Origin of the sequence: Sphingobium yanoikuyae, from assembly GCF_034424525.1 — a bacterium.
GTDB classification, from domain to species: Bacteria; Pseudomonadota; Alphaproteobacteria; order Sphingomonadales; family Sphingomonadaceae; genus Sphingobium; species Sphingobium yanoikuyae.
In genome coordinates this window covers 1,285,700-1,297,903 of the sequence record NZ_CP139979.1, presented here as the reverse complement: position 1 = coordinate 1,297,903, position 12,204 = coordinate 1,285,700, and the positions used below count along the sequence as shown (strand labels likewise).

Below are 12,204 nucleotides of genomic sequence, written 5' to 3'. Positions count from 1 at the left end.
CACATGGGGCTGGGCGCAAGCATAGGCCGGACGCCGAAGACCGGGTCCGGCAGGATCATTTTGCTCTGTTGGAGATTATGAGCATGCGTGGTTTCGACCTTACCCCCTATCGTCGCTCGACCGTCGGCTTCGATCGTCTGTTCGACCTGATCGAGAATAATGCCCGTCTGGCGCAGGGCGACAATTACCCGCCCTTCAACATCGAACGCCTGGCCGAGGACCGCTATCGCGTGACCCTGGCCGTCGCCGGCTTCCGTCCCGAGGAAATCGACATCACCGCCCAGCAGAACCTGCTCCAGGTGATCGGCCGCAAGGATGAGACCAACGCCGACCGTTCCAAGTTCCTGCATGTCGGCATCGCCAATCGCAGCTTCGAACGCCGCTTCGAACTGGCCGATTTCGTCCGCGTCGAAAAGGCGGACCTGGCCGACGGCCTGCTGGTGATCGAACTGGTGCGCGAAGTGCCCGAAGCGATGAAGCCCAAGAAGATCGCCGTGAATGGCGGCCATCTGGTCGACATCAACAAGGATCGCGACGCCGCCTGATCCGGCCACCCGAAACAAGCACAGGGCGCGACCGCAAGGTTGCGCCCTTCTTGCTGCCCGCCGTTCAGCGAACCCGTTGCGGCGGCGGCATCGGTATCGCGCTGATCGCGACATTGCCGAACATCACCAGCCCCGCGACGATCATCAGCACCCCGCGCTTGCGGTCGCCGCGCTTCACGATCGCGTAAATTCCCCCGCCGGTCAGCAGGATACCCGCCAGCATCAATATCGAAAGGATCATCCCCGCCATGGGCCAGTCCATAGGCGCCTAGCTGGACTGTGGCAATTGGCGGCCCATGCCCCTATGAGGCGCGCAGAAACGAATCACCCCAAGCCGCAGGGGAACGCACCCATGAAAATCGCCATCGCTTCCGATCATGCCGCCGTCGACCTGAAGGCCGAACTTGCGCTATGGTTGCGCGACGAGGGCCATGAGGTCGCCGACCTCGGCCCGGCCACCGCCGACCGCGTCGATTATCCCGATTTTGGTTACAAGCTCGCGACCGCCGTCGCATCGGGCGAAGCGGAGCGCGGCATCGCGCTCTGCGGTTCGGGCATCGGCATCTCGATCGCCGTCAATCGCAACCCGGCCTGCCGCTGCGCCCTGGTCGGCGAGCCGCTGTCGGCCGCGCTGTCGCGCGAGCATAATGACGCCAATGTCCTGGCCATGGGTGCGCGCCTGACCGGCGTCGACATGGCCAAGGCCTGCGTCACCGCCTTCCTCACCACCGAGTTCGGCGGTGGCCGCCATGCCGGCCGCGTCGAGAAACTGTCCCAGCCCGCGCTCTGAAAGGACTTGAGATGAGCACCGAAACCCTCACCCAGCCCAACCAGTCCGACATTCGTTCGGAAGGCTATTTCACCGCAGGCCTGGCCGCTGCCGATCCGGCCGTGTTCGCCGGCGTTGCCCAGGAACTGAAGCGCGAGCAGACCCAGATCGAGCTGATCGCGTCGGAAAATATCGTGTCGCAGGCCGTGCTCGAAGCGCAGGGCAGCGTCTTCACCAACAAATATGCCGAAGGCTATCCGGGCAAGCGCTATTATCAGGGCTGCGCCCCGTCGGACGTGGTGGAACAGCTCGCCATCGACCGCGCGAAGGAATTGTTCGGTTGCCAGTTCGCCAACGTCCAGCCCCATTCGGGCGCGCAGGCCAATGGCGGCGTGATGCTGGCGCTGGTCAAGCCCGGCGAAACCATCATGGGCCTGTCGCTCGACGCCGGTGGTCACCTGACCCACGGTTCCAAGCCCAGCATGTCGGGCAAGTGGTTCAACGCCGTGCAATATGGCGTGCGCGAAGACACCCATCTGATCGACTATGACGCGGTTGAGGCCCAGGCGGTCGAATGCCAGCCCAAGCTGATCATCGCCGGCGGCAGCGCCTATCCGCGTCAGATCGACTTCGCCCGCTTCCGCGCGATCGCGGACAAGGTCGGCGCGCTGTTCATGGTCGACATGGCCCATTTCGCCGGCCTGGTCGCCGGTGGTGCCCATCCCTCGCCCTTCGGCCATGCCCATGTCGTGACCACCACCACGCACAAGACGCTGCGTGGTCCGCGTGGCGGCATGATCATGACCGATGACGAGGCGATCGCGAAGAAGATCAATTCGGCGATCTTCCCCGGCCTTCAGGGCGGCCCGCTGATGCACGTGATCGCCGCCAAGGCTGTCGCCTTCGGCGAAGCGCTGCAGCCCGAATTCAAGACCTATGCCCAGGCGATCGTCACCAACGCGAAGGCACTGGCCGGCAAGCTGGAGCAGCGCGGTCTGGCCGTGGTCTCGGGCGGCACCGACACCCACCTCGCCCTGATCGACCTGCGCCCCTATGGCATTTCGGGCAAGGATGCGGACGAGGCGCTGGAGCGCAGCTTCATCACCTGCAACAAGAATGGCGTGCCGGGTGATCCGCTGCCGCCGACCAAGACCAGCGGCATCCGCGTCGGTTCGCCGGCCGGCACCACCCGCGGCTTCGGCGTCGCCGAGTTCGAGGATATCGGTGACATGATCGCCGACGTTCTGGAAGGCCTGCGCGACAATGGCGAACATGGCGATGCCGCCGTCGAAGCCAGCGTCCGCGAACGTGTCGCCGCGCTCTGCGCCCGCTTCCCCATCTATCAGGGGTAAGCCCGCTTGCGCTGCCCTTTCTGCGCCCATGAGGACAGCCAGGTGAAGGACAGCCGGCCGACGGAGGATGGCAATGCCATTCGCCGTCGCCGGCAGTGCGAAGCCTGCGGCGCGCGCTTCACCACTTTCGAGCGCATCCAGTTGCGCGACATCTGGGTGGTGAAGAGCGAAGGCCGCAAGGAAGCGTTCGAGCGCGACAAGCTGGCCCGCTCCATCGGCATCGCCTGCCGCAAGCGGCCGATCGACCCGAGCCGGATCGAGAAGCTGATTTCGGGCATCCAGCGCCAGCTGGAAACCAGCGGCGAAAGCGAAATCCCGGCGCGATCGATCGGCGAGATGGTGATGGAGGGGCTCAAGCGCCTCGACAGCGTCGCCTATATCCGCTTCGCCAGCGTCTACAAGGACTTCACCGACGCCCGCGACTTCGAGGATTTCGCGAGTACCGTGAAGGAGGTCGGGAGTGAGTGAGGGGCCTCCCCCTCATTCCCCTTAGCCAGCCCTTTCCACATCCGTTCGTCCTGAGTAGCCATTGAGCGAAGTCGAAATGGCGTATCGAAGGACCGCGTGATGAGCTTTCATACCTATATGCTGCGATGCGCGGACGGCAGCTATTATCTGGGCCATACCGATAATCTGGAATTGCGGTTGGGCCAGCATCATTCCGGTGAAGTCGCAGGCTACACCCAGCGCCGACGTCCCGTAACCCTGGTCTGGAGCGAGGCGTTCGGGACCAGGGACGAAGCCCTTGCCGCAGAACAGCAGATCAAGGGCTGTCGCGAAAGAAGAAGGAAGCGCTGATCACTGGTGATTGGGATGCCATCCGGTTGGCGGCGCGCAAATCCTTCGATACGGGGCTTCGACAGGCTCAGCCCCTACTCAGGACGAACGGAATTATGACTGACACCTCCCCCCTCCCCCCCGTCATCGTCCTGGTCCGCCCGCAACTGGGCGAGAATATCGGCAAGGCGGCGCGGGCGATGCTGAATTTCGGGCTGACCGAGATGCGGCTTGTTTCCCCGCGCGACGGCTGGCCCAATCCCGACGCCGGCCCGGCGGCGGCCGGCGCGGACTTCATCCTGGACAAGGCGCAGGTCTATGAGACGCTGGCCGATGCGGTCGCCGACTGCGCCCATGTCTATGCCACCACCGTGCGCAAGCGCGGCGTCACCAAGCCGGTGGTCACGCCCGAGGAAGCGGCGCAGGAAATCCATGCCGCGCAGGGCCGCTGCGCCTATGTGTTCGGGCCGGAACGCTCGGGGCTGGAAACCGAGGATGTGGCGCTAGCCCGCAAGATCCTGACCGTGCCGATCAATCCGGAATTCGGCTCGCTGAACCTCGCCCAGGCGGTAATCCTGTGCGCCTATGAATGGTCCAAGCAGGCCAATCTGGCCCAGCCGACCGTGACCGAACTGGGCGAGCCCGCGCCGCAGGAGGAACTGGAAGGCATGATCCTGCAGCTCAACACGCTGTTGGAGAAGGTCGGCTATTTCTTCCCGCCCGACCGCGCGCCCGCGACCAAGCTGACGCTGCGCAACCTGCTTACCAAGCCGGGCTGGAACCATCTGGAGGTGCGCACGCTCCGCGGCGTGCTGTCGCACCTCAACCGGCCGCGCGAGCGTTAACCCCGCGTGCGGTCATACTCGGCCATTTCATAGGCTATCGAGGCTTCGACCAGTTGCTCCCACAGCTCCGCGATCAGGTCGCCCGGCGCGCCCAGGTGCTCGGCCTCCGCGCGTACATTGTCGATCACCTGACGCTTGCGCGCCTCGTCGCGGACGGCACCGCGATCCGGCTTGATCCGGGCGGCGGCGCGCATATGGGCAAAACGCTGATCAAGCAGGGCGACGAGCTGGCGGTCGAGGGCGTCGACACCGGCGCGCACCTCGGTCATGCTGGTATAGTCTTCGGGCTTCATGGCCGCCGGATTAGGCCGCGCTCCGCGACCTGTCGAGGCCCCAGTGGCGACAGATGTCCGGGCTTGACATAATATCCGACCTTCTCCATAGGCGCGCCTTCGCGATTGGCCCCGCATCCCGGTGAAGCGGCGGCCCTGTCCCTGAAATATGGAAACAGGCGATGACCGGGAAGCCTTCGTCCTCCGCAATGCGCGGACCTCGGTTCATCGGATCCGGAGGGCGGATAACGTAGTATGCAGTTGTAAGGAATTAGGTATGTCGAAGCGCTCTAGCGCCAAGTACAAGCTCGACCGTCGCATGGGCGAGAACATCTGGGGTCGCCCGAAGAGCCCGGTCAACAAGCGCGAATATGGCCCCGGTCAGCACGGCCAGCGCCGCAAGGGCAAGATGTCGGACTACGGCATCCAGCTGCGCGCCAAGCAGAAGCTGAAGGGCTATTACGGCGACATCACCGAAAAGCAGTTCAAGAAGAACTATTTCGAAGCCAGCCGCATGAAGGGCGACACCGGCCAGAACCTGATCGGTCTGCTGGAGCGCCGCCTGGACGCCGTCGTGTACCGCGCCAAGTTCGCACCGACCATCTTCTCGGCGCGCCAGATCGTTTCGCACGGCCACATCTATGTGAACGGCGTGAAGTGCAACATCGCCTCGCGTCTGGTGAAGCCGGGCGACGAGATCACCCTGGGCAAGAAGGCGCAGGAAATGGCGCTGGTTCTCGAAGCGCAGAGCCTGCCCGAGCGTGACATCCCCGACTATGTCGCCCCCGACGGCGCCACCAAGGTCACCTATGTCCGCGTTCCGACGCTGGACGAAGTGCCCTACCCGGTGAAGATGGAACCGAATCTGGTCGTCGAATTCTATTCGCGCTAATCGGTCCTTCCGGACAGAATTTGGAGAAGGGCGGCCCCGCAAGGGACCGCCCTTTTTCTTTTGGCCTTTTTCCTTGGCCGTTGCCTCGCATGGCCACAGGACAAAAAAAGGGAGGCCCGAAGCCTCCCCTTTCCTTTTCCTATTTCCCCGCCTGCAGCAGGAAGTCCGCACTCTGCTGGAGCATGTCCGCCCGCGCCTCGCTATCGTTCAGGCTGTGCGCCAGCCCGTCATAGACGACCAGCCGGCTGCGCTTCCCCGCGCCTTCCAGCTTGGACTGCATGATCCGCGCCTGGGTGATGTCGACATTGGCGTCATCCGTGCCATGGAACATCAGCACCGGCGCCTGGAATTCGGCGGCATGATTGGCCGGCGACGCATTGGCCGCCTCCGGGCCCGTGCCCAGCATCTTGCGATCTTCCAGATAGGTCGCCGAATACCGGTTGCGCCGCAGCATGTCACTGATGTCGGTGACCGGCGCGATAGCCACCACCGCCTTGAACAGCTTGGGGTCGATCGCCTGCGCCTGCAACGCCGCATAGCCGCCATAGGACCAGCCCAGGATGGTCAGTCGGGCAGGATCGGCAATCCCCTGCTGGACCAGCCAGCGTCCCGAATCTGCCACGTCGCCGACGGCCGCCTTCCAGGAACGGAAGGCATTGCCCATCAGCCAATTCTCGCCAAAGCCGAAAGACCCCCGAAATTGCGGCTGGATAACGGCGAAGCCACGCGCCGCATAATATTGCACCAGCCAGTCGAAACCCCATTCGTCGCGGGATTCCGGACCGCCATGGGGCATGACGATCGCCGGCAGCCCCTTGGCGTCCTCCTTGCCGGGCGGCAGGGTCAGATAGGCGGGAATGACGGTTCCGTCCTGCGCCTTGTACTGGATCGGCTTCATCGCCGCGAGCGCGTGTCCGGCCAGTTCCGGTCGATCAGGCATGATCGGCGACAATTTGCGCGCAGCCTTGTCATACAGATAATATTGCCCCGGATCGACGTCGCTGCCGGCCCAGACCAATGCTCTCTGCCCGTCGGCGCTGAGATCGCCAATATGGACGGACTTGCCGCCCAGCGCCTTGCCGAGCGATTTGACCATCGCCAGCACCGCCGGATCGAAATAGTCCGTATGGCGATAATCATCGACATAGCTGACGCCGACGACGCGCTGGTCGCGCCCGGTCTTGACCAGACCAGCAACATCGACGTTCGGATTGGCGTAGACCAGCGTCTTTTCCAGGCCGGGATCCAGTTGCACCGCCATCAGCGCAAAACGCCCCTCCTTGCGCTCGAAGCCATAGGCAATATTCTTGGCCGGATCGACCGCAACGGGCCTGAAGCCTGTTTCCGACTGCCAGTCATAGGTGGAAAGCTGGCGCCAACCGCCCCCATCGGCACCACGGTACAGATATTTGAACTGGCTGGTGACATAGCCGGTGTCCTTGCGGTCCCACAGGCCCATGACGCGTACATGGCCAAGCCCATCGGTAATGAAGTCGAAGGCGTTCTTCTCGGGCGCCTCGACCCGCCGTGACGTTCCGGTGCGACTGTCGATCCGATCGACCCCCAGCCCTTCGGCCTTCTTCTCGATCAGGCTGCCGGCCTTGGCTTCAGGCACATAGGAACGCGTCATGAGGATCGCGCCGTCCTCGCCGGGCAGGAAATCGAGCACCTCGCCGCCGCGCAGGTCATAGCCCAGAGCATTCTCGCCCCGTTTTTGGCTCAACCCCTTGATATTGCCGCCTTCCGCATCAACCGCCACGACATTGCTGGATGTGTAGACATTGTCGCCATAGCGTTGCGTGCTGAAAATGTTGCAGCTCAGGCGCGCTGCCCCGATCCAGTCGCAACTCGTCAGATATTCCGGCTTTCCACTGCCTGAAAGAACGGCCTTGGGTTCCGCTCCCTCCTGCGCGTTCAGCACATGGACACGCGTCGTCCGGCCCGGTCCGGCGGCGACCAGCGCAATCTTCTCGCCATCGGCGGACAGGCTGGCCGAAATCACGGTTTCCCGCGCGCCAAATGCCTTGGCCAGTGCATCGGGTTCGGCATGGGCCATCGCCGACAGCGACGACATGGCCAGCAGCGCACCCAGGCGCGCCGCATTCAACTTATTATGCATGCTGGAAAAATACTCCCCCCAAATTCCCCGGATCAATTGCTAACCAAGTGCAACAAATGTGACAATCGGCATTTCTTGCCCTCGGCCCGTGGCGGTGGCATCAGGCGCGTTCCATAAAGACAAGGGTTCCTTCCATGCGCAGCTCCGTCACGGCGATCGCCGCCGTTCTCGCCCTTTCCGCTCCTGCCCTGACGCCCGCCGTCGCGCTGGCCGCCCCGGCCGCCAAGAGCGACGCCGCCCCCTCGATCGACACGATGAAGCGGCTGGTGAAGGAGCTTTCGTCCGACTCCTATGAGGGCCGCGCACCCGGCACCGTGGGCGAGGAAAAGACCCTGGCGTTGCTGACCGCGGAGTTCGAGAAGCTGGGCCTCAAACCCGGCAACAAGGGCAGCTGGTTCCAGGACGTGCCGCTGGTCGAAATCACCGCCAAGAATGTCTCGCCCTTGAGCTTCACGGGTGGCAAGACCCCGATCACCGCCGCCTATGGTCCCGAGATGGTGATCGGCACCTATCGCACCACCCAGCCCAAGATCGAGGTCAAGGACAGCCCGGTCGTGTTCGTCGGCTATGGCATCAACGCCCCGGAAAAGGGCTGGAACGACTATGCCGGCCTGGACGTGAAGGGCAAGACCGTGCTGATCCTGGTCAATGACCCGGATTATCAGACGCCGGGCCTGACCGGTCCGTTCAATGGCCGCGCCATGACCTATTATGGCCGCTGGACCTACAAGTTCGAGGAAGCCGCGCGTCAGGGCGCCACCGCCGCGATCATCATCCACGACACCGAACCGGCCGCCTATGGCTGGAACGTCGTCCAGTCGAGCTGGACCGGGTCGCAGCATGTCGCCGATAATCCGGGCGGCAATGCCGACCAGTCGGCCGCGATCGGCTGGATCCAGAAGGACAAGGCCGCCGCCCTGTTCGCCGACGCCGGCCTCAACCTCGACCAGCAGATGGCCGCCGCCAAGCAGAAGGGCTTCAAGGCCGTGCCGCTGGGCGCGATCAAGGCCAATGTCTCGTTCGACAATGACCTGCGCAAGCATGCGTCGAAGAATGTCGTCGCCCTGCTGCCGGGCAAGACCCGCCCAGACGAATATGTGCTCTACAGCGCCCATTGGGATCATCTGGGCCATTGCCAGGCGGCGCCCGACGGCGACGATATCTGCAACGGCGCAGTCGACAATGCCACCGGCACCGCCGCGCTGGTCGCCCTGGCCCAGGCCAATGTGAAGGCCGGCCCGTCCGACCGCAGCCAGGTGTTCCTGGCCGTCACCGGCGAGGAATCGGGCCTGCTGGGTTCGGCCTATTATGGCAACAACCCGGTCTTCCCGTTCAGCAAGACCGTCGGCGGCGTCAACATGGATGCCTTGAGCGTCGCCGGCCTCGCCAAGAATGTCGTCGTCATCGGCAAGGGCAAGTCGCAGCTCGACGCCTATCTCGACCGGGCACTGGGGGCGCAGGGCCGCGTCGCCACGCTCGAACCCACCCCGGAAAAGGGCTATTATTACCGTTCCGACCATTTCAGCTTCGCCAAGCACGGCCTGCCGATGCTCTATTTCGAGGGCGGCGAGGATCTGGTGAAGGGCGGCACCGCCGCCGGCATGGCCGCAGCCGAGGATTATACCGAGCATCGCTATCACGGCCCCAAGGACGAATATGATCCCAATTGGGACTGGACCGGCGTCGCCGCCGACCTGAAGCTCTATTATGATGTCGGCCGGGCGCTCGCCAACACGACCGACTGGCCCAACTGGGTCGATGGCGACGAATTCCGCGCCATCCGCGACAAGGACCGCGCGGGCAAATAAGCATCGTCAAGGCCGGGGACAGCATGGGGCGCTGTCGCCGGCCTCATCCGATGGCGCAAAGGTTCAGCGCGGGTTCAGCGCTTGGGGCTGACCTTGCCCCGTCCTGTAGGAGCAACGCCATGCGCATAACCCTTGCCCTGCCCAGCCTGTTTCTGACCGCCCTCGCCCTGCCGGCCGCGCTGCCCGCGCAAATCGCGCCCAAGACAGAGCCGACCGCACCGCCCGGCCCGGTGAATGTCCGGGTCGAGCCTCGGCCATCCGGCGACTATGAACTGGATCGCGCGCGTCAGGACATAAGCGACGGACGCAAGAGCGGCACGCTCAGCAGGAAACAGGCGCGCGCGCTCCGCCGCGAGGCCGACCGCGCCGACGCGCAGGCCGATCGCAGCGCCCGCGATGGCCTCAGCTACTCAGAACAGCGCGAAATCGACATGCAAGGCCGCGCCCTGCAGAGCCTGACCGAAGCCCAGCGCAGCCAGCCGGGCGGAAAACGGCCTTAAAGTCTGAGGTGGGCGCATAGGCGCCAACCTGCCTTTCATCCCGTCATCCCAGCGAAGGCTGGGATCTCTCTTTTCTTTCAAACCCATCGTTAAAAGAAGTGAGATGCCAGCCTCCGCTGGCATGACGGACCTGGGTGGGAGCAAGACATAGCCCCTCCCTGGAAGGGAGGGGTTGGGGTGGGTTGCGAGCGTAGCGAGCTTCTGCCCTATCGACCGCAGACCGCCGCTACGCGGCGCACCCACCCCCGCCCCCTCCCTGGAAGGGAGGGGAGTAGGAAACTTCCGCTTCTGGTCGCAACTTCCCCCTCATTGCCCCGCCGGGGCATAGGTCCAGTTCTGGGCGTTGCTGCCGTCCATCATCGCGGTTTCGGCCATCAGCAGGCGGCCTTCGCGCCAGTAGCGGATGCGCTGGGGATAATCATGGTCGGGATTGGCGAAGCTGATGTCGCGCACGCCCTGCTCCAGCACGGGGAAGATCGTCTCCTTGCCGCCCTCCGGCGCGGCATGCAGCGTCAGCATTCCGTCCGCCGCGCGCACGATCCTCATCAACTCCCAGCTTTGCAGGCTTTCGCCCCGCCCGCTGCGCCCCATGCCGATCATCACCCCGCCGCGCGGCAGCGACCACAGTTCCTCGGTCCAGCGGTCGCCCCGTTCCTGCTGCCATTCGCCGGTCAGCCATTCGGGCAGGTCCGCCGCCTGCGCCAGCGGCGCCCCGCCCAGCATCAGTGCCGCCAGCATGATCGATACGCTCTTCTTCACCCGCTACACCCTCTGTCCAGACCCGCGACCCTGCGCTATGGAGCGCGCAACATCTCTCCCGCTATCTCGGACCGGCCAGCGCGCCGGGCAAGGACAAATCTATGACTTTTCGCATGCCTGCCGAATGGGCGCCGCACGACTGGACCTGGATCGGCTTCCCGACCAGCCCGGACGAATGGCCCGGCGCCTTTGACGGCGCCCGTCGCCAGATCGCCGATTTCGCCAGCGCGCTCCATGCCGATGGCAAGGGTGAAGAGGTGCGTCTGGTGGTCGCCAATGAGGCGGATGCCGACGCTGCGCGTGCGCTGGTTGCGCCGGGCGTCACCATCGCCGTCCACAATCTGGGCGACGTATGGCTGCGCGACACCGCGCCGATCGCCGTGCTGAACGGCGTGACCGGGGAGCGCGCGCTGGTCGATTTCGGCTTCAACGGCTGGGGCGGCAAATATCAGATGCCCGGTGACGAGGATATCGGCGCGCGCCTCGCCGCGACCACCGGCATGGCGACCTCGACCCAGAATTGGGTGTTCGAGGGCGGCGCGATCGACACTGACGGCACCGGCCTGTTCGTGACGACCGAGCAATGCCTGCTCAACCCCAATCGCAACCCGGACCTCGATCGCGGCAAGATCGAGACGCTGCTGGCCGGCGCGCTCGGCCTGTCCGACATGCTGTGGCTGGGCGATGGCCTGCTCAACGACCATACCGACGGCCATGTCGACAATCTCGCCCGCTTCGTCGCGCCGGGCAAACTGGCGCTGCCGATCGCGACCACGCCGGACGATCCCAATACGGCCATTTATGCCGACGCCCGCGCCCGCGCCAAGGCGCATGGCGTGGAGGTGGTCGACATCCCCTCGCCCGGCCTGGTGCTGGTCGATGGCGAAGCGATCCCCGCCAGCTACATGAATTTCTATGTCGGCAATGCCGCCGTCATCGTCCCCATCTATGGCCAGCCCAATGACCAGGCGGCACTCGACGCCTTCGCCCCCTTCTTTCCGGGGCGTCAGATTGTCGGCCTGCGCAGCGACGCGATCCTGTCGGGCGGCGGCAGCTTCCATTGCTGCAGCCAGCAGATGCCCTCGCTGGTCTAAGGGTTAGTCCCCCGTTGCGGGGATGCTCATGCGGGCGCAATTTCCGGGCCGGGCGACGCAGCATCGCCCGGCTTCAGGAGCATTGCCCCATGTTTCGTCCGATCCTTGCCACTTCACTGATCCTGCTTGGCGCCAGCGCCGGCACCGCCCAATTGCCCAGCATCGTCGGCATGGGCGCTGAAAACGCCGCCGGCGTGCTGGGCTATTGCGTCAAGAACCGGCTCGTCGATGCGACCAGCGCCAATGCCGTGCTGGACAAGCTGAACAAGAAACCGGGCGTGAAGGGCTCGGGCGCCTTCAAGTCCGGCGAGACCGGCATCATCCATGCCGGCAAGAAGGACATTTCGCTCGACAGCCTGAAGGGCGATGCCAAGGGCAAGATGTGCTCCATGGTGCTCAAGCAATCGGCTTCCCTGCTATAGGCGCTTCCCGGTAGCGCGGCGGCGCCATAGCCCCTATATCGCGCGGCGAA

At 64.6% G+C, this 12,204-nt stretch carries 13 protein-coding genes and 1 pseudogene; 10 read left to right on the top strand and 4 right to left on the bottom strand.

The features are described from left to right. Positions 1-77 precede the first annotated feature (77 nt). On the top strand, positions 78-545 hold the full coding sequence (locus U0025_RS05995; RefSeq protein ID WP_010337347.1) for an Hsp20 family protein: 468 nt from the start codon (positions 78-80) through the stop codon (positions 543-545). 64 nt (positions 546-609) lie between these two features. Here U0025_RS05995 and U0025_RS05990 read toward each other — a convergent pair whose 3' ends face one another. Further along, positions 610-795 (bottom strand): hypothetical protein, encoded by a 186-nt coding sequence (locus U0025_RS05990; protein ID WP_037492212.1) that lies wholly within the window; start codon positions 793-795, stop codon positions 610-612. A 102-nt stretch (positions 796-897) separates the two neighbouring features. Here U0025_RS05990 and rpiB point away from each other — a divergent pair, with 102 nt between their 5' ends. The 4 genes and pseudogenes from rpiB (at position 898) to U0025_RS05970 (ending at position 4,288) form a co-directional block, all read left to right on the top strand. Next, positions 898-1,335 carry a ribose 5-phosphate isomerase B gene (gene rpiB / locus U0025_RS05985; protein ID WP_004211989.1) on the top strand — a complete coding sequence of 146 codons (438 nt, stop codon included), beginning with the start codon at positions 898-900 and terminating at the stop codon, positions 1,333-1,335. An 11-nt stretch (positions 1,336-1,346) separates the two neighbouring features. After that, positions 1,347-2,666 (top strand): serine hydroxymethyltransferase, encoded by a 1,320-nt coding sequence (gene glyA / locus U0025_RS05980; RefSeq protein WP_004211988.1) that lies wholly within the window; start codon positions 1,347-1,349, stop codon positions 2,664-2,666. 6 nt (positions 2,667-2,672) lie between these two features. Continuing rightward, complete coding sequence (gene nrdR / locus U0025_RS05975) at positions 2,673-3,134, top strand: transcriptional regulator NrdR (protein WP_010337343.1); 462 nt, start codon at positions 2,673-2,675, stop codon at positions 3,132-3,134. A 99-nt stretch (positions 3,135-3,233) separates the two neighbouring features. Continuing rightward, positions 3,234-4,288: pseudogene (locus tag U0025_RS05970) on the top strand (TrmJ/YjtD family RNA methyltransferase). On the opposite strand, the gene U0025_RS05965 reads toward U0025_RS05970, so the two are convergent. After that, positions 4,285-4,581, bottom strand: coding sequence for a chorismate mutase (locus U0025_RS05965; RefSeq protein WP_004211981.1), 297 nt, complete (start codon positions 4,579-4,581; stop codon positions 4,285-4,287). The pseudogene U0025_RS05970 and the gene U0025_RS05965 overlap by 4 nt on opposite strands. 256 nt (positions 4,582-4,837) lie before the next feature. Between U0025_RS05965 and rpsD the strand changes: the two genes are divergently transcribed. Then, complete coding sequence (gene rpsD / locus U0025_RS05960; protein ID WP_004211980.1) at positions 4,838-5,452, top strand: 30S ribosomal protein S4; 615 nt, start codon at positions 4,838-4,840, stop codon at positions 5,450-5,452. Positions 5,453-5,591: 139 nt separating this feature from the next. On the opposite strand, the gene U0025_RS05955 is transcribed toward rpsD, so the two are convergent. Beyond that, the gene (locus U0025_RS05955; RefSeq protein ID WP_004211979.1) at positions 5,592-7,571 is read right to left on the bottom strand and encodes an alpha/beta hydrolase family protein; all 1,980 of its coding nucleotides are present in this window, start codon (positions 7,569-7,571) and stop codon (positions 5,592-5,594) included. Positions 7,572-7,705: 134 nt separating this feature from the next. On the opposite strand from U0025_RS05955, the gene U0025_RS05950 reads away from it, so the two are divergent. Together U0025_RS05950 and U0025_RS05945 are read left to right on the top strand one after the other, a co-directional pair. Further along, positions 7,706-9,379, top strand: a complete 1,674-nt coding sequence (locus tag U0025_RS05950) for a M28 family metallopeptidase (RefSeq protein ID WP_004211978.1) — start codon at positions 7,706-7,708, stop codon at positions 9,377-9,379. Positions 9,380-9,498: 119 nt separating this feature from the next. Further along, positions 9,499-9,879, top strand: coding sequence for a hypothetical protein (locus U0025_RS05945; RefSeq protein ID WP_004211977.1), 381 nt, complete (start codon positions 9,499-9,501; stop codon positions 9,877-9,879). A 306-nt stretch (positions 9,880-10,185) separates the two neighbouring features. Here U0025_RS05945 and U0025_RS05940 read toward each other — a convergent pair whose 3' ends face one another. After that, positions 10,186-10,638, bottom strand: a complete 453-nt coding sequence (locus U0025_RS05940) for a DUF6265 family protein (protein ID WP_004211976.1) — start codon at positions 10,636-10,638, stop codon at positions 10,186-10,188. A 101-nt stretch (positions 10,639-10,739) separates the two neighbouring features. On the opposite strand from U0025_RS05940, the gene U0025_RS05935 reads away from it, so the two are divergent. After that, positions 10,740-11,732 (top strand): agmatine deiminase family protein, encoded by a 993-nt coding sequence (locus U0025_RS05935; protein WP_004211975.1) that lies wholly within the window; start codon positions 10,740-10,742, stop codon positions 11,730-11,732. 89 nt (positions 11,733-11,821) lie between these two features. Then, positions 11,822-12,154 carry a DUF2501 domain-containing protein gene (locus tag U0025_RS05930; RefSeq protein WP_004211974.1) on the top strand — a complete coding sequence of 111 codons (333 nt, stop codon included), beginning with the start codon at positions 11,822-11,824 and terminating at the stop codon, positions 12,152-12,154. Positions 12,155-12,204 lie beyond the last annotated feature (50 nt).